We start from the raw sequence: 23,786 nt of genomic DNA on the forward strand, positions 1-23,786 counted from the left end.
CGAAGTGTCGCGGGGTGCGATGTTTGATAGACAGCTTATTTACAGTAGTATTGTTAGGGTTTTATAGTGAGTGTCTGTCGTTATGTGATTTTCTGTTATTGCTAATTTACTGTGGCAGAATAAAAAATATATAAAGGGCAAACAGAGTAATATGGAAGTGCCGCTAATTAAATCTTGAATCGAGTAATAAGGTCATAGCCATGATTATTATAAGCCCCTCTCCTACAGTTGAAATCCCCGACCTTTCCTGGCCAGAATATTTTTTTAAGCGTATTGAGCCTTACCATAAGAAGATTGCATTAATTGATGGCGATAGTGGCAGACAGATTAACTATGATGAACTAAAGACAGGCGCGCCCTGCGTCCGCAACGACTACGCACAAAAGCCGCTTCGTCATTACTACCTCACTGGTTGGACGGCTATTCGGAATGCAATTCTTGCTCCTCTCGCGTGCTGCTAGCACACGTCGAATCAGCGAATTGCCCTGTCGCCTATCAGGGACTAAAAATCACCACTTCGCTAAGCTCCGTTTCCATGATTTTCCATCAGTGTTCCCATTGAAAGAAGAAGTACCTAAACAAAGCAGCCTATAACCTACCTGAAGGTAGCACCACTCGAATATTTCCATCTTTTTGATTTTAATCACTTATAACAGCAAATAGACACTCTGTAGGCACCGTAAAAAAACAACAAATAATTTCAAATAAAGCTTGCAATTGCCGAAAAAATTTTTCTAAAAATTTCCGTTTTAATCACCTCATAAACGGATATCACCCATGCTTAAAGACCTACCACTCTCTGAACATATTCACCAACACTGCAATGAAAGTATGGAACGTGCCCTGTTAGCAGAGCGTCATCCTTTGTGGGCTCGTTCATGCCCAGAGTTGAAGGATATCGACTTTATTCGCCTTGGGTTATTACGCTGTATCAGTGTAGTCGATAGTGGTCGCCATTTCCTCCAAACCAATGAACAGATTTATGGCCAGCTGCTTCCCCACTCAACGTATTTTAAATCACTGAAGTCGCATAGACGAACAAGTATGCTTGAGGCATTTGAACAGCAGAGCTACCATCTTCACTCTGAAACACTGCTATCGCAAGGCATTGATTATCTTAAAGCATTCCCAGAACTTGACGAATACACCATAGAAGCAGCGGATGGACATTTTATTGATCATGCCTGCCATACTGAAAAAAACAGCAAGGGGAAAGTTTATGCGGCCGGGGGGATTTACGCGTTGAATCTCAGAAGTGGGTTGCTCAGATTTCTTTGTCTGGTGACAAACGGAACTCAGAGGCATCAAGAAATACCTGTGTTACGAGATCATATTGAAAAGCAAAACAAGGGAAATAACAGCTCTCAGAAACATCTCTATGTCTACGATAAAGCCGTCACCGACTTTGTCTGGTGGGATCGGCAGAAACGACATGCTAATTACATGATTTCAATGCTAAAAGAAAATTCAATTGCGACTCTGGTTGAGTCTATCCCTTTTGACTCCCGCCATGAGATCAATACAGGGGTTGAAGCATACAGTGTGTACGAAAACAAGGGCATCAAATTTAACGTGGTGGATTACCGTGATCCAGAAACCGGAAAACTTCACCGGTTTGTGACAACCTTGCCAATGACTATTAACCCTGGAACCATTGCCATGCTGTATTTCAAGCGATGGACGATTGAAAAGACATTCAATAACACTAAAAGTAATTTCAAGGAAACTAAAGCTTGGTCTTCCAATACCCGCTCACTTGAAAATCAAATGCGCCTGACTGCAATGAGCTATAATTTAATGCGCGTATTTGAAGAGATTTCAAAAACACAACAGCCAGAATTGATTCATCCATCGGATAAAAAATATAGCGAGGCTCTGGAGATAAGGCAGCAACAGGCTCAAAAACGAGATCGTTTTGTGAATCCATTATTTTTCCAGGCAAGAATATCTCGTATCAGCTCGTATACCATTCGGGCAGTTCAAAACGCAATAATAACAGGAATGTCTTTACAGTGCTTTATGAGCTCTCTTGTGGCGAGGTTAGTTTCACGGCCTCAATTGATAGGGGAACACTGATGTGATTTTCAGCGGTGGCTGCCCCCAGACGCTGCCCGTACTTTTTATTCCGCCCCCTCTGCTTGGGTTTTCTTTTTTCTGGACGATCGTACAGTACATTATTGCACCTTAACCTAGAGAGAATATTAAACCGGCTTCCGATAGCTTTGTAAACAGGCTTCCATAGGCCATTGTTGCCAAACCAGCTATCAGTGACTGTCAATATCGGAGCGGTGGAAAAATGTTCTGCAATTGCAATCAGCATTTGAGCCGCCTGAGCCATCTTGGTCTGGAAAGGAACGACATCACCTCTTATCGTGGCGGTTTCTTTTTTTGCCTGAATTGTTTTTAAGGGCAGATAAAATCGGAAATCTAAAAATAAGCACGCCCAGCGACCTTTGACCTGTTTCAGCAACCCTACCGATACAATATTTTGTGCCCATGGATATTTGCTTTGATTCGGCCGCGTGGTCAAAAATGGCTTCACAGCCGAAGATATTTTTGCCTACTTTAGTGATAATGGAGTCATCCAGTGCAACCAATATGCGCCCATCTGTTTCAGGAGACGGAATCAGCTCCCAGATAGTTTTCCACAGCCCAGCCCACGGCAAAGTTGAAGAAGCCATGAAAGTGTAAAAGCGCTTATTCTTGATCTCAAACCCAAACAACGTATCAAGGCAACGCCAAAGATTAGAGGTCATTGATGACGTAAAAGGAACGATAATGGACAGGATCGTGTAAACGAACAGAGAGGCTCGTTCGCGGCCTAAAGTGGTTTTGGAAAAATGATCTTGAAGCGGGAGTAAAATATCGCGTAAAATGAACATGAATGAGGTCGTTTTATTTGTATAATCAATGTGTTATAAACTTTCGCTGTCAGCCCCGGACGGGCTGATAGTCTCCAGAAGGCGCAGGGAAATTTGCCAATCCGAAGTGCGCGATAGCGCGCGAGGGAGGCTAAAATTTTATCCCGAATAGCCGTAGAGCCATTTGTGGTAGCCATGACTGAGCTGCTTTGTGCTCAGTCTGTGGCGGACGCAGGGCGGCTGGAGCATCTCCTATTCGCTGCGTAGGTGAACGAATTACGGCGACAGGAGTCCCGGAATTTAGTGAGGTAGCATGGCGCGCCTGCATTATACAGTAAAACTAGGCCTCATTCACGATTAACCTGTTGTTTTTAAAAAGAATTCAAGGCTTTTAGTCAACGGAATGCCATTAATATTAGTAATATCTAATATTTTAGAAAAATAAGCATTAGCTGATATTCTTATGCTTTAAAAACTAGGAAACTTCAGCTAAAGAAAAATATCCATTCCGTAGCCAGATTATTACAGCGGAAAGGCTATAAAAAGGGGGATATATTTGCGATTTATGCGCCAAATATAATCGAATATATTTATGTTTTCCAGTCGGTTATGTTGATTAGCGGTGTTATTACCACAGCCAATCCGCTCTATGCTTCAGGTGAGCTAGAGCATCAGTTGAAGCATTCTAAAGCACATTGTTTATTTACCACGGCTGATTTGTTAGACAAGGTCAATCCTATTCTGCAGGCAACATCAGTAGATGAAGTTTGTGTGTTTAATAGTGGCGATGCAGCTAACTCATTTGAGCTTTTATTGCAGGATGATAATGATACTGAATTGCAGCCAGTTAGCATTGATGCGCGCACGGATATCGCTATATTGCCTTACTCCAGTGGTACCACAGGCTTACCAAAGGGGGGTATGCTAAGCCACAGTAATTTGGTTGCACATAATATTCAGATTGAGACACAGCAAGATGCTTCGTGTCCTGATACAGAAGACAGTATTATTGCGGTGCTACCTTTTTTTCATATTTACGGTATAACTGTGATAATGAACCTGGGCTTATGTAATGGGTCCTCGCTAATCATTGTCAATGGTTTTAAGCCGGAACAATTCCTCGGCTTAATTCAACAACACCGGATAAACACAGCTTATCTGGTACCACCGATTATTCTTTTTCTGGCCAATCATCCGCTAGTCAGTAACTTCGATATGAGTTCATTGCAATATATAATGTCCGGAGCAGCACCTATAGGCGATGCACAACTGCAAGCAGCCAGTAAGCGTATCAAATGTACTGTACATCAAGGCTATGGTTTAACCGAAACCAGCCCTGTGGCTCTTAAAGAACCTGACTTATTAACAAGCACTAAACCGGGAACCGTCGGGGTGTTAATGCCTAATACCGACATCAGTGTTCCCCTATCAATTGATGCCGTGAGACTAACCTCGCCACAAGAGAGCTCATAAAGCACTGTAAAGACATTCCTGTTATTATTGCGTTTTGAACTGCCCGAATGGTATACGAGCTGATACGAGATATTCTTGCCTGGAAAAATAATGGATTCACAAAACGATCTCGTTTTTGAGCCTGTTGCTGCCTTATCTCCAGAGCCTCGCTATATTTTTTATCCGATGGATGAATCAATTCTGGCTGTTGTGTTTTTGAAATCTCTTCCGCTGAAAATCAGGGAAACGTAGCCTAAGCGAAGTGAAGATTTTTAGTCCGCGATAGCCGTAGGGCCGTTGTTTTGTCGGAGTCTGAGCGTTAGCGAAGGTGGAGACAAAATAAAAGGCCATCCGACACGGCGTCAAGTCATTTGGAGCCTATGTTCCGACCCCTTGTTGGGTCGGGACGAGGTGACGAGGACGAATCGGGGCCGCCGGAGGCATAAGTGGTCGCGTTAAGTTTTTGCTGCTTGCTTGGGCTGGGATGCCCAAAACAAGCTTTCGCAAAAATAGCGACTCCCCGAAAACACGCGCATTAAATTATAGCTCATTGCAGTCAGGCGCATTTGATTTTCAAGTGAGCGGGTATTGGAAGACCAAGCTTTAGTTTCCTTGAAATTACTTTTAGTGTTATTGAATGTCTTTTCAATCGTCCATCGCTTGAAATACAGCATGGCAATGGTTCCAGGGTTAATAGTCATTGGCAAGGTTGTCACAAACCGGTGAAGTTTTCCGGTTTCTGGATCACGGTAATCCACCACGTTAAATTTGATGCCCTTGTTTTCGTACACACTGTATGCTTCAACCCCTGTATTGATCTCATGGCGGGAGTCAAAAGGGATAGACTCAACCAGAGTCGCAATTGAATTTTCTTTTAGCATTGAAATCATGTAATTAGCATGTCGTTTCTGCCGATCCCACCAGACAAAGTCGGTGACGGCTTTATCGTAGACATAGAGATGTTTCTGAGAGCTGTTATTTCCCTTGTTTTGCTTTTCAATATGATCTCGTAACACAGGTATTTCTTGATGCCTCTGAGTTCCGTTTGTCACCAGACAAAGAAATCTGAGCAACCCACTTCTGAGATTCAACGCGTAAATCCCCCCGGCCGCATAAACTTTCCCCTTGCTGTTTTTTTCAGTATGGCAGGTATGATCAATAAAATGTCCATCCGCTGCTTCTATGGTGTATTCGTCAAGTTCCGGTAATGCTTTAAGATAATCAATGCCTTGCGATAGCAGTGTTTCAGAGTGAAGATGATAGCTCTGCTGTTCAAATGCCTCAAGCATACTTGTTCGTCTATGCGACTTCAGTGATTTAAAATACGTTGAGTGGGGAAGCAGCTGGCCATAAATCTGTTCATTGGTTTGGAGGAAATGGCGACCACTATCGACTACACTGATACAGCGTAATAACCCAAGGCGAATAAAGTCGATATCCTTCAACTCTGGGCATGAACGAGCCCACAAAGGATGACGCTCTGCTAACAGGGCACGTTCCATACTTTCATTGCAGTGTTGGTGAATATGTTCAGAGAGTGGTAGGTCTTTAAGCATGGGTGATATCCGTTTATGAGGTGATTAAAACGGAAATTTTTAGAAAAATTTTTTCGGCAATTGCAAGCTTTATTTGAAATTATTTGTTGTTTTTTTACGGTGCCTACAGAGTGTCTATTTGCTGTTATAAGTGATTAAAATCAAAAAGATGGAAATATTCGAGTGGTGCTACCTTCAGGTAGGTTATAGGCTGCTTTGTTTAGGTACTTCTTCTTTCAATGGGAACACTGATGATCAAAGCAGCAGATATCTGCTGCTGAGATTATCGCCTGGACTGAAGATAAACTTGCCTCTTATAAGCAAATAAAAGCAATTGAATTTATCGATCAGATTCCTAAATCGCCTTCGGGTAAAATTTTAAGGCGGGTTTTGCGCGATCGCGAGGGTTAATATTCACTTGTAGAGCGTGGCTTTAGCCCACAGGCATCGCTGACTAAGCAGGCTAAATTCACGCTCTACGGATTCTGGTAAGCCACATAAACTGAAATAAAATCATGCGCAAACGTATCAAAAAATACATATTAACTTTATTGGGTTTACTATGCGTAGATCTGGGGGTTATGGGTGCAGTGCTACCTGTGCTACCAACGACGCCGTTTTTGCTGCTCGCGCTAGCCTGTTTTGCCAATAGCTCGCCGCGTTTTCATCACAAATTACTAAATAATCGCTGGTTTGGTGCTGCTCTACAGCAATGGGAAGCAAAGCGCAGTATTACGCGTACTACCAAGATTCAGGCGCGCCATGCTACCTCACGAACGCTGTCAGCCCCGGACGGGCTGATAGTCTCCAGAAGGCGCAGGGAAATTTGCCAATCCGAAGTGCGCGATAGCGCGCGAGGGAGGCTAAAATTTTATCCCGAATAGCCGTAGAGCCATTTGTGGTAGCCATGACTGAGCTGCTTTGTGCTCAGTCTGTGGCGGACGCAGGGCGGCTGGAGCATCTCCTATTCGCTGCGTAGGTGAACGAATTACGGCGACAGGAGTCCCGGAATTTCGTGAGGTAGCATGGCGCGCCTGTCGGAATGCAATTCTTGCTCCTCTCGCGTGCTTCTAGCACACGTCGAATCAGCGAATTGCCCTGTCGCCTATCAGGGACTAAAAATCACCACCGCTGTCAGCCCCGGACGGGCTGATAGTCTCCAGAAGGCGCAGGGAAATTTGCCAATCCGAAGTGCGCGATAGCGCGCGAGGTAGGCTGAAATTTTATCCCGAATAGCCGTAGAGCCATTTGTGCTCAGTCTGTGGCGGACGCAGGGCGGCTGGAGCATCTCCTATTCGCTGCGTAGGTGAACGAATTACGGCGACAGGAGTCCCGGAATTTCGTGAGGTAGCATGGCGCGCCTGTTCGCTAAGCTCCGTTTCCATGATTTTCAGCGAAGGCAATGCTGATGATTGTTGTTACCTTTGCTGTTTCTATCGGCGTGTTGCATGGGAGATTTTCATTGCAACTTGGCTTATTAACACTGGGAAGCATCCTGCTGGTTTTTATCTGGCGACTTAAAGAGGCTAGGGCGATTGCAGTTCCTGTTACTCGATGTTCAAGTTTTTTAACTGATTGATTTTATTGATAATTTTACTGACAAAGAAAGCATCAACATCATTGTAAATCAATCACTTATGAAACAAAGCCGGAAAAATTTACTTTTCTTAGCCCAGTTATAGCTGAAAACTTGAACATCGAGTGTTAATGACTAATATGCGCATTAGTTTTATATCAACAAGAAAGTCTCACCATGAAGGGCTCGAGTTTTTTGAACAGCATTCCTAATGCTCTATTTCTGCAACAACTGTACATACAGCATCAATCAGACTGCTAAGCTCTGCATCGGAGATAATAAACGGCGGCATAAGGTAAATCAGCTTGTTAAACGGTCGAACCCAGACCCCGGCATCTACAAATTTAGGCTGCAAGGTCTTTAAATCTACAGGCTGATACAACTCAATCACTCCTATGGCACCGATTACACGCACATCTTTAACGTGCGAGTACTGTTGGCAAACCTGCAGACCAGAGCTTAACTTCTGTTCTATATTGCCTACTGTTGCCTGCCAGGGAGAGTTCAGTAATAATTTTAAGCTAGCCAATGCGGTTGCGCAGGCAAGCGGGTTAGCCATAAAAGTTGGGCCATGCATAAATAAGCCGGGCTCACCGTTACGAATGGTATCAGCAATATTCTGGCTTGCTAATGTAGCTGCCAGGGTCATATAACCCCCAGTTAAGGCTTTGCCCAGACATAGTATATCCGGAGTAATATTTGCATGCTCACAGGCAAATAGCTTGCCCGTGCGTCCAAAACCGGTGGCAATTTCATCCAGAATCAATAGAACATTATATTTTGTACATAATGTACGTACTTGTTTTAAGTATTCCGGCGAATAAAAGCGCATACCACCCGCTCCCTGAACAATGGGCTCCAGAATAATGGCAGCAATTTGAGCGTGGTGATGTTTGAGTTGATGCTCTAGTGGTGCAGTATCTTTTGTTGTACATGGCTCAGCAAAAGTACAGTCGGGTGCGTCAGCAAAAAATTGCTTGATAAGGCTATTGCTAAATAAGCTATGCATACCATTATCGGGGTCGCTAACTGACATGGCGGCAAAGGTATCACCATGATATCCGTGACGGATAGTAAGAAATTTATTTTTGTCAGCCTGCTTTTTGCTGTACCAGTATTGAACAGCCATTTTCATGGCAACGTCTACTGCAACCGAGCCAGAATCAGCAAAGAAAACAGCTTGTAACGGCTCAGGGGTGATTTCAACCAGTTGCATTGCTAAATCAACCGCAGGCTGGTGGGTTAAGCCTCCGAACATGATATGCGCCATATCATCTAGTTGAGCGTTAATTGCCTGATTTAAAACTGGGTGATTATAGCCGTGTATAGCGCTCCACCATGACGACATGCCATCGATTAACACACGCCCATCTGTGAGCGTAATATACACACCTTGCGCTGACTGTACCGGGTAAATCGGTGTGTCGGCCTGTATGGCACTGTATGGGTGCCATACATGATAATAATCTTGCTTTAAGAGGGTGTTTTCTAATGGCACGATATGCAGATATCTACGTGTAACCTAGCAAGAGTGATCGGGTAACAACCGCTTTGTGGTCGAATTTAGTGGGTTGCGCTATGCAATAATGCTAGTTGCTATGCTCTGTTCATCGTAAATGATTTAGCTCATTTGTTTTTCGCGGATTTCATCCAGGGTTTTACAATCGATACACTGGTCTGCTGTCGGACGCGCTTCTAAGCGGCGTACGCCGATTTCTATACCACAGGAATCACAGTAGCCATATTCATCTGCATCAATCATGGTAAGCGCATCATTGATCTTTTTCAGTAATTTCCTTTCCCGGTCGCGCGTTCTTAATTCCAGGCTGAATTCTGACTCTTGTGAAGCGCGGTCATTTGGGTCAGGATAGTTTGCGGCATCGTCACGCATATGGTCTACGGTTCGATCTACTTCGCGCATTAATTCATTTTTCCAGTTAGTTAAAACTGCTCTAAAATGTTCTTTTTGCGCTTCATTCATATATTCTTCGCCTTTACTTTCTTCATATGGCGTAAAATTGAAAGGCGTACTTTCAGCTATTGTGCTGTTAGTCATCCACTAACTCCAGAATTATTTTAAAAACTGCGCATTTATATCAGGATAATAGGAATTAAGCAAGAAAAATTGCTATTATTTATCGGAAATATTTTCATTGCAAGAGGGGTATATGCAGGTAGCAAGCAGGATGAAGGCGATTACGCCGTTTTATGTCATGGAGTTATTAGCTAGAGCAAAACAGCTAGAAGCACAGGGGCGTGATATTGTGCATATGGAAGTCGGTGAGCCAGATTTTGCAACGCCGCAGCCAATTATTGATGCCGGGGTCGCTTATATCAAATCCGGGCATGTAAAATACACACCGGCTGCAGGGCTTCCTGGATTAAGACAGAAAATTGCTGATTATTATTGGCAGCGATACAAAATTTCTGTGCCGGTACAGCGTGTTTTTATCACTCCAGGTGCTTCAGGCGCTTTTCTGCTAGCTCTGGGTGTTAGCTTAAATTCGGGCGATGAGGTTTTGTTAGCCGACCCGTGTTATCCCTGTAACCAGAACTTTATCCATTTGTTTGATGCAAAGGTTAAACATGTGCCTGTATACGCAGATACGGCGTATCAGCTATCTGAAGAATTACTAAAGCAGCATTGGCAATCACAGACTAAAGCGACGCTTATTGCCTCACCATCGAATCCGACCGGTACGATTATTCAAGCGACGGAATTAGAAAATTGCATTGATTTTGTCATTGCCCGGCAAGGCGTATTTTTTTCTGATGAAATCTATCATGGACTGGAATATGAACCAGGTGTTAGCAGTGCCTTGGAATTTAGTGAACAGGTCTTTGTGATTAACAGTTTTTCCAAGTATTTTGGTATGACCGGCTGGCGGGCAGGGTGGTTGATTGTGCCAGAGGACTATATTCAGGCAACAGAAAAATTGGCGCAAAATATCTTTATTTCCACTTCCAGCCATTCTCAGTATGCTGCTTTAGCCGCATTTGATCAGCAAACACTGGATGAACTGGAGCTGAGGCGGCAGGAGTTTGCCTTGAAAAGAGATTATCTGTATAGCAAATTATTGAGTCTGGGCTTTAAAATCCCGGTAAAGCCTGCAGGTGCATTTTATATATATGCAGATTGTGGTATGTTTACGGATAATAGCCAGCAATTTGCCGAGCAGTTATTAGAGATAATAGGCCTTGCCGTCACGCCAGGTAAAGATTTTGGTTATAATGAGAGCGCAAAATATCTGCGCTTTGCTTATACAGGCTCGATGGAGAAGATCACTGAAGGTATGCGGCGACTTGAGCACTTTATCACACATAAACAAACAATATAATAATGGCGATCACCCAGGTTTCCCCACAGAGTTTACAGCAGCAATTACAGGAAAATCCGCAGGCTTATTTTTTACTTGATGTACGTGAGCCATTTGAATATCAAATAGCGAATCTTGACAATAGCGTGCTTATCCCGATGAATCAGATTCCTGAGCATCTGGTTGAACTGAACAAAGAGCAGAAAATTGTAGTGATCTGCCATCATGGTATGCGTAGCGAGAATGTCGCTTATTATCTTGATCAGCAGGGGTTTGGTCAGGTTTTTGATTTAACGGGTGGTATTGATGCCTGGGCGCGGAAGTGTGATTCAGGGATGGCTTTGTATTAAACTGAAGTTTCCCAATTATTGAGTAGCTGAAATACACAATGCTGGTGTATCGAGGTTTATTTTAGGTGGTTTTGCCATGTTTATAGCAAACCCCTACTTAATTCCCCTTAGGCAATCGCTGAAAATCATGGAAACGGAGCTTAGCGAAGTGTTGATTTTTAGTCCCTGATACTCGATGTTCAAGTTTTTTAACTGATTGATTTTATTGATAATTTTACTGACAAAGAAAGCATCAACATCATTGTAAATCAATCACTTATAAAACAAAGCCGGAAAAATTTACTTTTCTTAGCCCAGTTATAGCTGAAAACTTGAACATCGAGTGATAGGCGACAGGGCAATTCGCTGATTCGACGTGTGCTAGCAGCACGCGAGAGGAGCAAGAATTGCATTCCGAATAGCCGTCCAGCCAGTGAGGTAGTAATGGCGAAGCGGCTTTTGTGCGTAGTCGTTGCGGACGCAGGGCGTTCAGGGCATCTCCCATCCGCTGCGTAGGTGAACGAATTATGGCGACAGGAGTCCCGGAATTTCGTGAGGTAGCATGGCGCGCCTGAGCATTTGAAACGAATGAGAAGACTATTTTTTTCATATAGTTGTAGCATAGTTTCAATTTTACCATAAATAATTATTGGGAAACTTCAGTATTAAATATAAGCTAGTGATAAACCCTCAATCGGTGCAGATGTTATTTTTGGGGAGTCGCTATTTTTGCGAAAGCTTGTTTTGGGCATCCCAGCCCAAGCAAGCAGCAAAAACTTAACGCGACCACTTATGCCTCCGGCGGCCCCGATTCGTCCTCGTCACCTCGTCCCGACCCAACAAGGGGTCGGAACATAGGCTCCAAATGACTTGACGCCGTGTCGGATGGCCTTTTATTTTGTCTCCACCTTCGCTAACGCTCAGACTCCGACAAAATAACGGCCCTACGGCTATCGCGGACTAAAAATCATCACTTCGCTTAGGCTACGTTTCCCTGATTTTCAGCGGAGGTGTAATCCAGCTACCAGCTATGCTCAATACAGAATATAATACCTAGCATAAACCGTTAAATGTATTGTCTATACAAGCAAGCAAACAGAACAAAACACTAGTTAAACATGAATATTAAAGATTATATGATCAACCTAGGGCAGCAAGCCAAAGCTGCAGGTAGAGAACTTAGCCGCGCTGATTCAGGGAAGAAAAATGCAGCATTACTGGCAATTGCAGAACAGTTAGCTGATGCGACAGATTATCTGACGAAAGAAAATGCAAAAGATTTAGCTGCAGGTAAGGAAAAATGGCTGGATGCAGCTTTGTTAGATAGGCTGGAATTAACCCCGGATAGAATTCAGGCAATGATTGATGGTTTGCATCAAATTGCGGCTTTACCTGACCCTGTCGGCGCAATAAGCGATATGAGCTATCGTCCCAGTGGCATCCAGGTTGGACAGATGCGAGTGCCACTAGGGGTCATCGGGATTATTTATGAGTCTCGCCCTAATGTCACCATAGATGCTGCGGCTTTATGTTTGAAATCAGGCAACGCCTGTATCTTACGTGGCGGATCTGAATCAATTCACTCGAATAAAGCAATTGCTATATGTATAGCAAAAGGATTGGCTGCAGTTGGCTTGCCTGTTACGGCTGTGCAGGTGGTGGAAACGACTGATCGTGAGGCAGTAGGAGAGTTAATCACTCTGTCTAGTTACGTTGATGTGATTGTGCCTCGTGGCGGGAAAAAACTGATTGCACGTATTTCCAAAGAAGCAACTATCCCGGTTATTAAACATTTAGATGGCATCTGCCATGTTTACATTGATGCCCAGGCTGATTATACAAAAGCGATCAATATTGCCGTGAATGCAAAAACACATCGTTATGGCGTGTGTAATGCAATGGAAACCTTGCTGATTGCCGAATCGATTGCGCTGCAGGTGCTGCCTGAATTAGCCAAACAATATAAAGCTGCCGGGGTGGAATTGCGCGGCTGTTTAAAAACCTGTTCTATCGTTGCAGATTGTATTCGGGCAACTGATGCAGATTGGGCAACTGAGTATTTAGCACCAGTATTATCAATTAAAATTGTGGCTGATATTGATGCCGCAATGGCGCATATTAATGAATTTAGCTCGGGGCATACCGAGGCAATTATTACTGAAAATTACACTTTGGCGCGCCGGTTTTTGCGCGAAGTGGATTCTAGCTCGGTGATGGTAAATGCATCAACTCGCTTTGCTGATGGCTTTGAATATGGCCTGGGTGCAGAAATAGGCATCAGCACTGATAAGCTCCATGCGCGTGGACCAGTTGGCTTAAATGGCTTAACCAGCCTGAAATATGTAGTGCTAGGGGATGGGCGTATACGCGAGTAAATGATTGGTATTTATGGTGGTACATTTAACCCGGTACATTACGGACATTTACGTACAGCGTTGGAAGTACATGAGTTTTTTGACTTGCATGAGTTGCGCCTAGTCCCTTGTGCTCAGCCAGCACACCGTGCCGAACCAGAGGTCAGTGCGGCAGATCGGTTGCAGATGCTGCAACTGGCAATTAGAGCTTATCCGCAATTTTACTGTGATACGCGCGAACTGGAACGTGCGGGGCCTTCATATATGGTTGATACGCTGGCGTCAATTCGTGCTGAGGTTACAGCCATACCGTTAATCTTATTTATAGGCACAGATGCCTTTAATGGCTTGACGGCCTGGCATCGCTGGCAGGATTTGTTTGATTATGCGCATGTCGTGGTGATGACCCGGCCAGGTTTTAGTCCTGACATGCTGATAGATTTTTACACAGACAGGCAAGTTGATGATAGACATTCGTTAAAATCCTGTGCGGGTGGTAAAATCTATTTCCAGCAAGTGACGCAGCTAGAAATTTCGGCATCGTTTATACGCGAAAATTTCGCCAGGCAAAAAAACAACAGTTTTTTATTACCTGAATGCGTCATCGAATATATACAGGCTAAGCGATTATATTGCGCCTGAACAAACAGATTTACACTGAATAGGTCTAAACAAAGGAAAATGAATGCAAGCAGATGAATTACTAGCAATTGTTACGCAAGAGCTAGAGGAGCGAAAAGCAGAAAATATCATCACGATTGATGTGATAGGTAAGACCAGTTTTACTGATTATATGGTGATAGCGAGCGGAACTTCAGACCGGCATATTAAAGCCTTATGCAATTATGTTACGCAAGCATTAAAAGAGCAAGGTATTGCTCCGCGCGGCATAGAAGGTGCGCAAGGTTCTGAATGGATGTTGATGGATCTAGGAGATGTTATTTTACATGTGATGACTGCACAAACTCGCGAGTTTTATCAGCTAGAAAAACTCTGGAGTGTGGAGAATCAGCAGGATGACGAGGTTCTAAGCTATGATGAATAAATATATAGGCATACTGTTGCTGTGCTTACATTATAGTGAGTGCTTATGCAGCAATACCTGATATAAAGGAAGGTTTGTGGGAAGTCACTTCGCAAGCGCATATCCCCGCAATGCCGATGCAGATACCTGCAATGACGACAGAGCAATGCTTTACCAAAGAAAGCATGAATCCAGAAAATATATTACAGCAGAACAATTGCCGGATGAAGCATATGGATATGCAAAATAAGCAGGTGAGCTGGAGCATGAGTTGTGAGCAGGACGGCATGACGATGCAAGGTTCAGGTAATATTCAGTACCAGAAAACCAAATTTTCCGGGACATTTGATATGGTCATGTCGGGTGCGCCTGAAGGTACAATGAGTATGCAGACCAAAATAACCGGGCGATATATAGGCGATTGTCCTTAGGCTTCTTGTATAGTACACGTGTAGGGCGCGGCTTTAGCCCGCCATCTGTGAATAAAAGCGGGCTAAAGCCGCGCCCTACAATTTTTTAAATTTTTCGAGAGTTGTTTATGATTTTAGGTAGTATCGTAGCGTTAGTCACCCCAATGTATGATAACGGCGATGTGGATAAGGAGAGCCTAAAAAAGTTAGTAGAATTTCATATAGAGCAAGGTAGTGATGCGCTTGTTGCCATGGGAACCACTGGTGAATCGGCTACGTTAAGCGAACATGAGCATATGGATGTGGTGAAAGCCATCGTTGAGTATGTTGCAGGCCGGATTCCTGTGATTGCCGGGACAGGGGCGAATTCTACCACTGAAGCAATTGCTTTAACTAAAGCGGCAAAACAAGTAGGCGCAGATGCCTGTTTATTAGTCACCCCGTATTACAACAAACCGACTCAGGAAGGTTTATACCTGCATTATAAAGCGATAGCAGAAGCGGTTGATATACCCCAGATTTTATATAATGTTCCAGGGCGCACTGCCTGTGATATGTTGCCGGAAACTATTGGCCGGTTGGCAAAGATTGAGCGTATAGTTGGCGTTAAAGAAGCGACGGGTGATTTGACCCGCGTATCTGTGATACGTGAACTATGTGGGGATGATTTTGCATTGTATACAGGTGATGATGCGACTAGCTGTGAATTTTGCCTTTTAGGTGGTAATGGCACTATTACCGTTTCCGGAAATGTGGCTCCCCGACTGGTACATGAGATGATTACTGCAGCGATAAATGGTGATCGTGAAACCGCAACCAGTATTGATGCCAACCTGAGAGGGTTGCATACGCAATTATTTATTCAATCTAATCCTATACCAGTTAAATGGGCTGTGACTGAAATGGGCTTGATGGCTAAGGGAATACGCCTGCCTCTAACTTGGTTAACTGAAGATTGCTTTGATCCGGTGCGTTCTGCTATGCACCAAGCGCAAGTTATTTAATCTCTGCATAAAAATCACGCATGAAACCGATCAGACTTATTATTATATTTTCTTTTGCTTGCCTGGCAGCCTGCAGTCAGTTTTTTCCGGATAAAGAAAAGGACTATGTTAATAGTCGTGAAATTCTTCCACTGCAAATTCCGCCGGGAATGGAGGCTGAAAAACTGGCTGCTGAAACAGAAGAAGTCATTGTTCCGCTTACGCTAAGTAAATCAATACAGTATATAGACCAGGGTGAAAATAATACTTATGTGCGTATTAATTCACCGTTTGCTCACGTCTGGCGTCTGGTAGGTAAGGCATTAACCCAGCGGGTAATAGAAATCACCGACAAAAATCGCTCGATGGGAATCTACTATGTGCAGTATGACCCTGATGTACAAGCAGTGAGGGATGGTTCGTTCTGGGATGAATTTGTATTTTTCTTTGGCAATGATGCAAATCAGGAAATTCCTTACCAGCTGTTCTTAACAGAGTCTGAATTAGGCACGGATATTTTTGTTCGTGATCAATTAGGCAATAAGCTGTCACAAGGTGATGGAATCAAACTGCTTAATTTAATATTTGAGACCATTCAAGAGGATTTTGAAGGGTAGCTCTAATTGCTTGTCCCAGCCTAGTCCATGTTGTGATACGCCGCTTTCCTGTATGGATTATTTGTTTGAATATTAAGATACATTATCAACACATCATGCCGGTTTACGTTATCGCGCTATGCTTGATAAGCTAACCCAGCCTACAACATTACTTACCTCCCACGCTATGCTTATAATTCCCGGTAGTTCCGCATTATCAACATTTAGAGTTCAAAAACTATTAGCTGATTTACAAGCGATAGAGCCTGCTATTAATTATATTTCAGCAGCCTATGTTCATTTTGTAGATGTCGACAATGCACTGAGCGCAGAAGATGACAAGATTTTGCGTAAAATACTGGATTACGGTTCAGCAGCAGAATGCCTAGAGCAGAAAGGGAATATAACTTACTGGGTGATTCCTCGCCCCGGAACGATTTCCCCCTGGTCTAGTAAAGCGACTGAAATTGCTCAGCGTTGTGGGCTAAATATAGCGCGCCTGGAACGTGGCATAGAATTTACCCTGAATAGTACCTCCAGTATCGATAAGGATAAAATTCAGGCTATCCATGCCCTATTACATGATCGAATGGTGCAAACGGTTGCTGAGACAATTGAACAACTGGATTTATTTGCCCATCATCAACCTAAAGCTCTAAGCACGGTAGCAATTATTCAACAAGGACGTGATGCTCTGGCTCAGGCAAATAGTGAATTAGGTCTGGCACTGTCGGCGGATGAAATTGATTATTTAGTCGACAGCTTCAAGGAATTGGGGCGTGACCCTAGTGATGTAGAATTAATGATGTTTGCTCAGGCTAACTCGGAGCATTGTCGACATAAGATCTTTAATGCCAGTTGGACTATCGATGGGGTAGATCAGGCGAAATCATTATTTAGCATGATTCGTAATACTGCAGAGAAAAATCCGGACGGAATTTTATCCGCTTATAGCGATAACGCCTCTGTTGCAGAAGGCTCAACGGCTGATGTTTTTATACGCAATCCGCACACAGGTGAATATGCTTATACAACAGAAGCAGCACATTTATTAATGAAGGTGGAAACCCATAATCACCCCACCGCCATTTCACCTTACCCCGGCGCTGCCACAGGCTCAGGGGGTGAAATTCGTGATGAAGGAGCGACAGGTCGAGGGTCGGCGACCAAAGCTGGACTAACCGGTTTTACCGTTTCACATTTAAAAATCCCCGGCTTCGAACAACCCTGGGAAAATGATTTTGGCAAACCAGAGCGTATTGCATCTGCTCTGGATATTATGCTGGAAGGGCCGATTGGTGGTGCGGCATTTAATAATGAATTTGGCCGGCCTAATATTGCTGGCTACTTTCGCAGCTTTGAGCAAGTTGTTGAAGGTAGTAGCGGAGGACAATTACGCGGATATCATAAGCCGATTATGATTGCCGGTGGTATGGGAAATATTCGCCCTATGCTAGTTGATAAACATAAAATCCCCGCTAGCTCGCTGATTATTATTTTAGGTGGTCCCGCCATGTTGATTGGATTGGGCGGTAGCGCTGCTTCCTCACAAGCCTCAGGCGAAAGTGCCGCCGAACTGGATTTTGCTTCGGTACAGCGAGAAAACCCTGAAATGGAGCGCCGTTGTCAGGAGGTCATTAATCACTGTAATGCCTTAGGCGATGACACCCCTATTGTTTCAATTCACGATATAGGCGCGGGTGGGTTATCCAATGCTGTGCCTGAAATTATTCATGACTGTGAACAAGGCGGTCGCTTTGAGTTACGCAAGGTGAATAATGATGATACAGGTATGTCGCCGATGCAAATCTGGTGTAATGAAGCGCAGGAGCGCTATGTCGTTGCAATAAAACCTGAAGCACTGGAGCTGTTCGAGTCTTTTTGTGCACGAGAACATTGCCTTTATGCAGTCATCGGTGTTGCAACCGATGAAGAGCATTTAACCCTGACAGATGAATTATTCGGTGATAAGCCAGTTGATTTGCCTATGTCGGTACTGTTTGGCAAATCACCCAAATTACATAGAGATGTGACACATCTTGAAACAGAACATAAGGCACTGGATTTTTCAGGCATAGACATCAAGCAAGCGGTAAAGCGGGTACTAAGTTTTCCAGCCGTAGCTGATAAGAGTTTTTTAATTCATATTGGTGACCGTTCAGTTACGGGTCTGGTGGCTAGAGATCAAATGGTAGGTCCCTGGCAAGTTCCGGTTGCTGATGTTGCGGTAACCGCCTCGGGCTTTCATGCCATCACTGGTGAAGCCATGGCGATGGGGGAACGTACTCCTCTAGCTGTGGTAAATGCACCTGCTTCAGGGCGAATGGCCATTGCAGAGTCGCTGACTAATTTAGCCGCTGCGCAAATCGAATCACTGAAACATATCAAAATTTCCGCCAACTGGATGGCAGCGGCAGGTACTCCTGGAGAAGATGCTGCACTATTTGATACGGTAAAAACGGTAGGTATGGAAGTGTGCCCCGAATTAGGCATAGCCATTCCGGTCGGTAAAGACTCCTTGTCGATGAAAACGGTATGGAAGGAAGATGGCCGCGAAACCACCATGACCTCTCCGCTGTCCCTCATTATTACCGCTTTCGCACCGGTGACTGATATTACCCGAACATTGACCCCGGAATTAAAGAATACTGACAGCGTACTAATTCTGCTGGATTTAGGACAAGGGAAAAATCGCTTAGGTGGCTCAGTACTAGCGCAAGTAACCGGGCAAATGGGCTGTGAAGTTCCAGACCTGGATGATACTGGGTTATTAAAAGCATTTTTTAATACTATCCAGAGCTTAAATGCGGACGATAAACTACTAGCCTATCATGATCGTTCTGATGGTGGTCTAATCGCAACTATTGCAGAGATGATTTTTGCAGGGCGCAAGGGTGCGGAGCTTGAATTAGATCGCTTAGGCGAAGATGCCCTGGCGACCTTGTTTAATGAAGAGCTAGGCGCGGTCATTCAGATCCGGCAAGATGAATGCGATGCGGTGTTAGATATTTTTGATGCCGCTGGTTTAGCAGATTGTACCCACCTTATCGGCTGGGTTACTGAAGAAACTCAGCAGCTTAATGTGAGTTATAAGGGGGAGGTGATCTATTCGGCAAGCCGTGCTGAATTACAGCGAAGCTGGTCAGGAGTCAGTTATCGTATGCAGGCATTACGCGATAATCCAGACTGCGCCAAACAACAATATGACAGAATTAGCGATGATAAAGACCCTGGCTTAACAGCGCAGTTAAGTTTTGATAGCAATACAGATATCACCGCACCTTATGCTGCAGTGCGTCCGCGCGTTGCTATTTTAAGAGAGCAAGGGGTGAATGGTCATATCGAAATGGCAGCTGCTTTTGATAAAGCTGGCTTTACCAGTATCGATGTACATATGACCGATATTATCACTGGAAGAGTGAACTTAAAAGACTTTGTTGGGTTGGCCGCCTGTGGTGGGTTTTCCTATGGTGATGTCTTAGGTGCAGGTGGTGGCTGGGCGAAATCAATACTGTTTAATGGGCGTGCTAGAAATGAATTTGCAGCATTTTTTCAGCGTAGTGATACCTTTGGCTTAGGTGTGTGTAATGGTTGCCAAATGCTCTCTGGCTTAAAAGAGCTGATTCCTGGCGCAGAGGATTGGCCGCAGTTTAAGCGCAATTATTCAGAGCAATTTGAAGCACGCGTGGCAATGGTCAAAGTGCAGGATTCGCCGTCGATCTTACTTAAAGATATGGCTGGTTCCAGCATGCCGGTAGTGATTGCACATGGGGAAGGGCGAGCCGAATTTTCTGTCGATGATCAAGACCATGCATTAATTGCGCTAAACTATGTGGATAATTATGGTGTAAATACTGAAGACTTCCCGATGAATCCAAATGGTTCTCCTGATGGTATTACGGGCTTAACAACAACAGATGGCCGTTTTACTATTATGATGCCGCATCCAGAGCGTTGCTTTAGAACTTTGCAAAATTCATGGCAGCCTGCCGAGTGGGGCGAAGATGGAGCTTGGCTACGCATGTTTAGAAATGCGCGGGTGTGGGTTGGGTGATAGTATGATTTCTTGAGAGTTTATTGCTAATCAAGCTCAAAGTGAAAAATATGAATACTGAATATACAGCAGTTATTAAAAATGAAGAGGGATGGTGGATAATAATCTGGATAGAAGAGATTTCAGACGTGTGGGCCAAGAGAAAACGCGAGAAAACCTTATTGAAACACTTAAAATAACATTGCAAGAAGCAAGCGTTAAAAAACAGAGTCGCTAATTTTATAAGCCAAGATCATCTAGAGGGCTTGTTACGCCTTGACCACCCTGATTAAGCACATGCGTATAAATCATCGTGGTTTCCAAATCATTATGTCCCAACAATGCCTGAATAGTGCGAATATCCGTACCGCGTTGCAATAAATGCGTGGCAAAGCTGTGTCGAAAAGTGTGCGCACTCACTTTTTTTGCGATGCCTAATTTTTTCACAGCTACTTTAATGGCTTTATTAATCAGCGATTGACCAATATGATGGCGGCGTATTGTACCTTCTGAGCGAGGATCAATGGACCTATTTCTGGCAGGAAACGCATATTGCCATCCCCATTCCTTCGCTGAAAATCATGGAAACGTAGCTTAGCGAAGTGGTGATTTTTAGTCCCTGATAGGCGACAGGGCAATTTGCTGATTCGACGTGTGCTAGCAGCACGCGAGAGGAGCAAGAATTGCATTCCGAATAGCCGTCCAGCCAGTGAGGTAGTAATGACGAAGCGGCTTTTGTGCGTAGTCGTTGCGGACGCAGGGCGTTCAGGGCATCTCCCATCCGCTGCGTAGATGAACGAATTATGGCGACAGGAGTCCCGGAATTTCGTGAGGTAGCATGGCGCGCCTGGGCCTATGGAAGCCTGTTTACAAAGCTATCGGAAGCCGGTTTAATATTCTCTCTAGGTTAAGGTGCAATAATGTACTGTACGATCGTCCAGAAAAAAGAAAACCCAAGCAGAGGGGGCGGAATAAAAAGTACGGGCAGCGCCTGAGGTCAGCCACAGACATGGCAAAAACAGTACAACAAAAAGCCCGATCGTATACCGTGAATCTCTATGGAAAACAGCGTGAAGTCAGGGCTTATAGTCGCGTTGTCATGCTGAAAACATTGAAACGACCCGTTCAGGTTGTCTGGGTGTTTCGTCGCACACAGTGGATTGCTTTGTTTACGACCGATCTAAGTTTATCCGTCACACAGATTATTGAGTATTATGGTGCGCGATGGAAAATCGAATCCGGGTTCAAAGAGCTCAAGCAAGACATAGGGAGCCATAAAAGTCAGTGTCGAAATGCGCAGGCAGTGACCAACCATTTGAACTTCTGTATGATGGCAACAACGCTGACGTGGATTTACGCGGATCGTTTAAAAACCGATCCGGAACGTCGGCACAAAGTGAAGGGGCGAGCCAGTTTCGCCTTTTCAGATATCCGCCGCATCATTGCCGAAGCGGCTTTGGATCCGGATTTTGAAAGGGTTTGCCCCAAATACAGCAGCTCCCCTGTAAATTCGGTGGTAGCCGTTTTATTGCGAATGGTTCCTTGATGAATTTCTAAGAAACTTCAGTACCTTCATATCTCCGAGCCAAAAGGTTCGCAGTGCGAGCTTTTTAAGTGATGATTAAATTCAAGAAATACGCTCATGATTTGCGCTGGCACCTGCCATGGCATAGATTTGACCATCGATAAGCTCATGTTTAACATCACGAGTTAGCTCATCTTGTAAGTAATCTTCAACACTAATCATCAGTGTTCCCATTGAAAGAAGAAGTACCTAAACAAAGCAGCCTATAACCTACCTGAAGGTAGCACCACTCGAATATTTCCATCTTTTTGATTTTAATCACTTATAACAGCAAATAGACACTCTGTAGGCACCGTAAAAAAACAACAAATAATTTCAAATAAAGCTTGCAATTGCCGAAAAAATTTTTCTAAAAATTTCCGTTTTAATCACCTCATAAACGGATATCACCCATGCTTAAAGACCTACCACTCTCTGAACATATTCACCAACACTGCAATGAAAGTATGGAACGTGCCCTGTTAGCAGAGCGTCATCCTTTGTGGGCTCGTTCATGCCCAGAGTTGAAGGATATCGACTTTATTCGCCTTGGGTTATTACGCTGTATCAGTGTAGTCGATAGTGGTCGCCATTTCCTCCAAACCAATGAACAGATTTATGGCCAGCTGCTTCCCCACTCAACGTATTTTAAATCACTGAAGTCGCATAGACGAACAAGTATGCTTGAGGCATTTGAACAGCAGAGCTACCATCTTCACTCTGAAACACTGCTATCGCAAGGCATTGATTATCTTAAAGCATTCCCAGAACTTGACGAATACACCATAGAAGCAGCGGATGGACATTTTATTGATCATGCCTGCCATACTGAAAAAAACAGCAAGGGGAAAGTTTATGCGGCCGGGGGGATTTACGCGTTGAATCTCAGAAGTGGGTTGCTCAGATTTCTTTGTCTGGTGACAAACGGAACTCAGAGGCATCAAGAAATACCTGTGTTACGAGATCATATTGAAAAGCAAAACAAGGGAAATAACAGCTCTCAGAAACATCTCTATGTCTACGATAAAGCCGTCACCGACTTTGTCTGGTGGGATCGGCAGAAACGACATGCTAATTACATGATTTCAATGCTAAAAGAAAATTCAATTGCGACTCTGGTTGAGTCTATCCCTTTTGACTCCCGCCATGAGATCAATACAGGGGTTGAAGCATACAGTGTGTACGAAAACAAGGGCATCAAATTTAACGTGGTGGATTACCGTGATCCAGAAACCGGAAAACTTCACCGGTTTGTGACAACCTTGCCAATGACTATTAACCCTGGAACCATTGCCATGCTGTATTTCAAGCGATGGACGATTGAAAAGACATTCAATAACACTAAAAGTAATTTCAAGGAAACTAAAGCTTGGTCTTCCAATACCCGCTCACTTGAAAATCAAATGCGCCTGACTGCAATGAGCTATAATTTAATGCGCGTATTTGAAGAGATTTCAAAAACACAACAGCCAGAATTGATTCATCCATCGGATAAAAAATATAGCGAGGCTCTGGAGATTAGGCAGCAACAGGCCCAAAAACGAGATCGTTTTGTGAATCCATTATTTTTCCAGGCAAGAATATCTCGTATCAGCTCGTATACCATTCGGGCAGTTCAAAACGCAATAATAACAGGAATGTCTTTACAGTGCTTTATGAGCTCTCTTGTGGCGAGGTTAGTTTCACGGCCTCAATTGATAGGGGAACACTGATGACACTAATAGGTATATTTTGTATTGCTGATGGCATGGT

General features: G+C 44.0%; 35 protein-coding genes and 2 pseudogenes. 22 read left to right on the forward strand and 15 right to left on the reverse strand.

All coding sequences use genetic code 11. The features are described 5' to 3' along the window. Nucleotides 1–412: 412 nt before the first annotated feature. Together K6984_RS02395 and K6984_RS02400 are read left to right on the forward strand one after the other, a co-directional pair. Nucleotides 413–562, forward strand: coding sequence for a hypothetical protein (locus K6984_RS02395; protein WP_221894002.1), 150 nt, complete (start codon nucleotides 413–415; stop codon nucleotides 560–562). A 215-nt stretch (nucleotides 563–777) separates the two neighbouring features. After that, nucleotides 778–2,076: a transposase gene (locus tag K6984_RS02400; protein WP_221894003.1), complete on the forward strand. Its 1,299-nt coding sequence runs from the start codon at nucleotides 778–780 to the stop codon at nucleotides 2,074–2,076. On the opposite strand, the gene K6984_RS02405 is transcribed toward K6984_RS02400, so the two are convergent. Together K6984_RS02405 and K6984_RS02410 are read right to left on the reverse strand one after the other, a co-directional pair. Further along, on the reverse strand, nucleotides 2,018–2,542 hold the full coding sequence (locus K6984_RS02405; protein WP_420831630.1) for a transposase: 525 nt from the start codon (nucleotides 2,540–2,542) through the stop codon (nucleotides 2,018–2,020). The two genes, K6984_RS02400 and K6984_RS02405, sit on opposite strands and share 59 nt — an antisense overlap. A 279-nt stretch (nucleotides 2,543–2,821) precedes the next feature. After that, nucleotides 2,822–3,058 carry a hypothetical protein gene (locus tag K6984_RS02410; protein WP_221894005.1) on the reverse strand — a complete coding sequence of 79 codons (237 nt, stop codon included), beginning with the start codon at nucleotides 3,056–3,058 and terminating at the stop codon, nucleotides 2,822–2,824. A 12-nt stretch (nucleotides 3,059–3,070) separates the two neighbouring features. On the opposite strand from K6984_RS02410, the gene K6984_RS32275 reads away from it, so the two are divergent. Both K6984_RS32275 and K6984_RS02415 read left to right on the forward strand, forming a co-directional pair. Beyond that, nucleotides 3,071–3,199 carry a hypothetical protein gene (locus tag K6984_RS32275; RefSeq protein ID WP_263458626.1) on the forward strand — a complete coding sequence of 43 codons (129 nt, stop codon included), beginning with the start codon at nucleotides 3,071–3,073 and terminating at the stop codon, nucleotides 3,197–3,199. A gap of 163 nt (nucleotides 3,200–3,362) precedes the next feature. After that, complete coding sequence (locus tag K6984_RS02415) at nucleotides 3,363–4,334, forward strand: AMP-binding protein (RefSeq protein ID WP_221894140.1); 972 nt, start codon at nucleotides 3,363–3,365, stop codon at nucleotides 4,332–4,334. On the opposite strand, the gene K6984_RS02420 is transcribed toward K6984_RS02415, so the two are convergent. Genes K6984_RS02420 through K6984_RS02430 form a run of 4 tightly spaced genes read right to left on the reverse strand, consistent with a single transcriptional unit; the run spans nucleotide 4,276 to nucleotide 5,869 of the window. Beyond that, nucleotides 4,276–4,512 (reverse strand): hypothetical protein, encoded by a 237-nt coding sequence (locus K6984_RS02420; RefSeq protein ID WP_221894006.1) that lies wholly within the window; start codon nucleotides 4,510–4,512, stop codon nucleotides 4,276–4,278. The two genes, K6984_RS02415 and K6984_RS02420, sit on opposite strands and share 59 nt — an antisense overlap. After that, nucleotides 4,509–4,664, reverse strand: a complete 156-nt coding sequence (locus tag K6984_RS02425) for a hypothetical protein (protein WP_221894007.1) — start codon at nucleotides 4,662–4,664, stop codon at nucleotides 4,509–4,511. The genes K6984_RS02420 and K6984_RS02425 overlap by 4 nt, the downstream gene beginning before the upstream one ends. 27 nt (nucleotides 4,665–4,691) lie before the next feature. Then, complete coding sequence (locus K6984_RS32280) at nucleotides 4,692–4,820, reverse strand: hypothetical protein (RefSeq protein ID WP_263458596.1); 129 nt, start codon at nucleotides 4,818–4,820, stop codon at nucleotides 4,692–4,694. Then, on the reverse strand, nucleotides 4,769–5,869 hold the full coding sequence (locus tag K6984_RS02430) for a transposase (RefSeq protein WP_221894008.1): 1,101 nt from the start codon (nucleotides 5,867–5,869) through the stop codon (nucleotides 4,769–4,771). Before K6984_RS02430 ends, K6984_RS32280 begins: the two co-directional genes overlap by 52 nt. A 261-nt stretch (nucleotides 5,870–6,130) precedes the next feature. Here K6984_RS02430 and K6984_RS35605 point away from each other — a divergent pair, with 261 nt between their 5' ends. Both K6984_RS35605 and K6984_RS32285 read left to right on the forward strand, forming a co-directional pair. Then, entirely contained in the window at nucleotides 6,131–6,259 is a 129-nt protein-coding gene (locus tag K6984_RS35605) for a hypothetical protein (RefSeq protein ID WP_338024429.1), read from the forward strand. A 104-nt stretch (nucleotides 6,260–6,363) separates the two neighbouring features. Next, nucleotides 6,364–6,603 (forward strand): annotated as a pseudogene (locus K6984_RS32285) (YbaN family protein); the annotation flags it as partial. A gap of 10 nt (nucleotides 6,604–6,613) precedes the next feature. Here K6984_RS32285 and K6984_RS30460 read toward each other — a convergent pair. Then, entirely contained in the window at nucleotides 6,614–6,757 is a 144-nt protein-coding gene (locus K6984_RS30460; RefSeq protein WP_230987823.1) for a hypothetical protein, read from the reverse strand. Nucleotides 6,758–6,769: 12 nt separating this feature from the next. On the opposite strand from K6984_RS30460, the gene K6984_RS02440 reads away from it, so the two are divergent. Next, nucleotides 6,770–6,922, forward strand: a complete 153-nt coding sequence (locus tag K6984_RS02440; RefSeq protein ID WP_221894010.1) for a hypothetical protein — start codon at nucleotides 6,770–6,772, stop codon at nucleotides 6,920–6,922. A 34-nt stretch (nucleotides 6,923–6,956) separates the two neighbouring features. On the opposite strand, the gene K6984_RS02445 is transcribed toward K6984_RS02440, so the two are convergent. After that, complete coding sequence (locus K6984_RS02445; protein WP_221894011.1) at nucleotides 6,957–7,136, reverse strand: hypothetical protein; 180 nt, start codon at nucleotides 7,134–7,136, stop codon at nucleotides 6,957–6,959. On the opposite strand from K6984_RS02445, the gene K6984_RS02450 reads away from it, so the two are divergent. Beyond that, complete coding sequence (locus K6984_RS02450; RefSeq protein WP_221894012.1) at nucleotides 7,097–7,369, forward strand: hypothetical protein; 273 nt, start codon at nucleotides 7,097–7,099, stop codon at nucleotides 7,367–7,369. The two genes, K6984_RS02445 and K6984_RS02450, sit on opposite strands and share 40 nt — an antisense overlap. 263 nt (nucleotides 7,370–7,632) lie before the next feature. Here the strand turns inward: K6984_RS02450 and bioA are convergent, their stop codons facing one another. Together bioA and dksA are read right to left on the reverse strand one after the other, a co-directional pair. Next, nucleotides 7,633–8,922: an adenosylmethionine--8-amino-7-oxononanoate transaminase gene (gene bioA, locus K6984_RS02455; protein WP_230987824.1), complete on the reverse strand. Its 1,290-nt coding sequence runs from the start codon at nucleotides 8,920–8,922 to the stop codon at nucleotides 7,633–7,635. 123 nt (nucleotides 8,923–9,045) lie between these two features. Then, on the reverse strand, nucleotides 9,046–9,480 hold the full coding sequence (gene dksA / locus K6984_RS02460) for an RNA polymerase-binding protein DksA (RefSeq protein ID WP_221894013.1): 435 nt from the start codon (nucleotides 9,478–9,480) through the stop codon (nucleotides 9,046–9,048). A 112-nt stretch (nucleotides 9,481–9,592) separates the two neighbouring features. Between dksA and K6984_RS02465 the strand changes: the two genes are divergently transcribed. Further along, nucleotides 9,593–10,762, forward strand: a complete 1,170-nt coding sequence (locus K6984_RS02465; RefSeq protein WP_221894014.1) for an aminotransferase class I/II-fold pyridoxal phosphate-dependent enzyme — start codon at nucleotides 9,593–9,595, stop codon at nucleotides 10,760–10,762. Nucleotides 10,763–10,770: 8 nt separating this feature from the next. Next, the gene (locus tag K6984_RS02470; RefSeq protein ID WP_221894142.1) at nucleotides 10,771–11,091 is read left to right on the forward strand and encodes a rhodanese-like domain-containing protein; all 321 of its coding nucleotides are present in this window, start codon (nucleotides 10,771–10,773) and stop codon (nucleotides 11,089–11,091) included. 93 nt (nucleotides 11,092–11,184) lie between these two features. Here K6984_RS02470 and K6984_RS02475 read toward each other — a convergent pair whose 3' ends face one another. Then, nucleotides 11,185–11,343 carry a hypothetical protein gene (locus K6984_RS02475; protein ID WP_221894015.1) on the reverse strand — a complete coding sequence of 53 codons (159 nt, stop codon included), beginning with the start codon at nucleotides 11,341–11,343 and terminating at the stop codon, nucleotides 11,185–11,187. A 4-nt stretch (nucleotides 11,344–11,347) separates the two neighbouring features. Beyond that, nucleotides 11,348–11,575 (reverse strand): hypothetical protein, encoded by a 228-nt coding sequence (locus K6984_RS02480; protein WP_221894016.1) that lies wholly within the window; start codon nucleotides 11,573–11,575, stop codon nucleotides 11,348–11,350. Between the two features lie 224 nt (nucleotides 11,576–11,799). On the opposite strand from K6984_RS02480, the gene K6984_RS32290 reads away from it, so the two are divergent. From K6984_RS32290 to K6984_RS32295, 9 genes are all read left to right on the forward strand, one after another. Then, nucleotides 11,800–11,928: a hypothetical protein gene (locus K6984_RS32290; RefSeq protein WP_263458596.1), complete on the forward strand. Its 129-nt coding sequence runs from the start codon at nucleotides 11,800–11,802 to the stop codon at nucleotides 11,926–11,928. Between the two features lie 260 nt (nucleotides 11,929–12,188). After that, nucleotides 12,189–13,445: a glutamate-5-semialdehyde dehydrogenase gene (locus K6984_RS02485; protein WP_221894017.1), complete on the forward strand. Its 1,257-nt coding sequence runs from the start codon at nucleotides 12,189–12,191 to the stop codon at nucleotides 13,443–13,445. After that, a complete protein-coding gene (gene nadD / locus K6984_RS02490; protein ID WP_221894018.1) occupies nucleotides 13,446–14,066 on the forward strand; it encodes a nicotinate-nucleotide adenylyltransferase in 621 nt (206 codons plus the stop codon). It abuts the gene before it with no gap. A gap of 43 nt (nucleotides 14,067–14,109) precedes the next feature. Then, nucleotides 14,110–14,469 (forward strand): ribosome silencing factor, encoded by a 360-nt coding sequence (rsfS, locus tag K6984_RS02495; RefSeq protein ID WP_221894019.1) that lies wholly within the window; start codon nucleotides 14,110–14,112, stop codon nucleotides 14,467–14,469. Nucleotides 14,470–14,504: 35 nt separating this feature from the next. After that, nucleotides 14,505–14,879, forward strand: a complete 375-nt coding sequence (locus K6984_RS02500; protein WP_221894020.1) for a DUF3617 domain-containing protein — start codon at nucleotides 14,505–14,507, stop codon at nucleotides 14,877–14,879. Between the two features lie 107 nt (nucleotides 14,880–14,986). Continuing rightward, nucleotides 14,987–15,862: a 4-hydroxy-tetrahydrodipicolinate synthase gene (gene dapA / locus K6984_RS02505; RefSeq protein ID WP_221894021.1), complete on the forward strand. Its 876-nt coding sequence runs from the start codon at nucleotides 14,987–14,989 to the stop codon at nucleotides 15,860–15,862. Between the two features lie 20 nt (nucleotides 15,863–15,882). After that, nucleotides 15,883–16,458, forward strand: a complete 576-nt coding sequence (gene bamC, locus K6984_RS02510; protein ID WP_221894022.1) for an outer membrane protein assembly factor BamC — start codon at nucleotides 15,883–15,885, stop codon at nucleotides 16,456–16,458. Between the two features lie 166 nt (nucleotides 16,459–16,624). Then, nucleotides 16,625–20,491 (forward strand): phosphoribosylformylglycinamidine synthase, encoded by a 3,867-nt coding sequence (purL, locus tag K6984_RS02515; RefSeq protein WP_221894143.1) that lies wholly within the window; start codon nucleotides 16,625–16,627, stop codon nucleotides 20,489–20,491. A gap of 91 nt (nucleotides 20,492–20,582) precedes the next feature. After that, nucleotides 20,583–20,708 (forward strand): hypothetical protein, encoded by a 126-nt coding sequence (locus K6984_RS32295; protein WP_263458627.1) that lies wholly within the window; start codon nucleotides 20,583–20,585, stop codon nucleotides 20,706–20,708. A gap of 2 nt (nucleotides 20,709–20,710) precedes the next feature. Here the strand turns inward: K6984_RS32295 and K6984_RS02520 are convergent, their stop codons facing one another. Both K6984_RS02520 and K6984_RS02525 read right to left on the reverse strand, forming a co-directional pair. Next, nucleotides 20,711–20,995: a tyrosine-type recombinase/integrase gene (locus K6984_RS02520; protein ID WP_338024430.1), complete on the reverse strand. Its 285-nt coding sequence runs from the start codon at nucleotides 20,993–20,995 to the stop codon at nucleotides 20,711–20,713. A gap of 4 nt (nucleotides 20,996–20,999) precedes the next feature. Continuing rightward, complete coding sequence (locus K6984_RS02525) at nucleotides 21,000–21,251, reverse strand: hypothetical protein (RefSeq protein WP_221894023.1); 252 nt, start codon at nucleotides 21,249–21,251, stop codon at nucleotides 21,000–21,002. Here K6984_RS02525 and K6984_RS02530 point away from each other — a divergent pair. Both K6984_RS02530 and K6984_RS02535 read left to right on the forward strand, forming a co-directional pair. After that, entirely contained in the window at nucleotides 21,208–21,381 is a 174-nt protein-coding gene (locus K6984_RS02530) for a hypothetical protein (protein ID WP_221894024.1), read from the forward strand. The genes K6984_RS02525 and K6984_RS02530 overlap by 44 nt on opposite strands. Further along, nucleotides 21,321–22,016, forward strand: a pseudogene (locus tag K6984_RS02535) (IS701 family transposase); the annotation flags it as partial. The gene K6984_RS02530 and the pseudogene K6984_RS02535, both read left to right, overlap by 61 nt. A gap of 81 nt (nucleotides 22,017–22,097) precedes the next feature. Here the strand turns inward: K6984_RS02535 and K6984_RS02540 are convergent. Then, entirely contained in the window at nucleotides 22,098–22,229 is a 132-nt protein-coding gene (locus tag K6984_RS02540; protein ID WP_221894026.1) for a Uma2 family endonuclease, read from the reverse strand. Nucleotides 22,230–22,447: 218 nt separating this feature from the next. Here K6984_RS02540 and K6984_RS02545 point away from each other — a divergent pair, with 218 nt between their 5' ends. Next, the gene (locus K6984_RS02545; protein ID WP_221894003.1) at nucleotides 22,448–23,746 is read left to right on the forward strand and encodes a transposase; all 1,299 of its coding nucleotides are present in this window, start codon (nucleotides 22,448–22,450) and stop codon (nucleotides 23,744–23,746) included. Nucleotides 23,747–23,786 lie beyond the last annotated feature (40 nt).

It is taken from the genome of Bathymodiolus japonicus methanotrophic gill symbiont (genome assembly GCF_019721995.1).
Lineage (GTDB): Bacteria > Pseudomonadota > Gammaproteobacteria > Methylococcales > Methylomonadaceae > Methyloprofundus.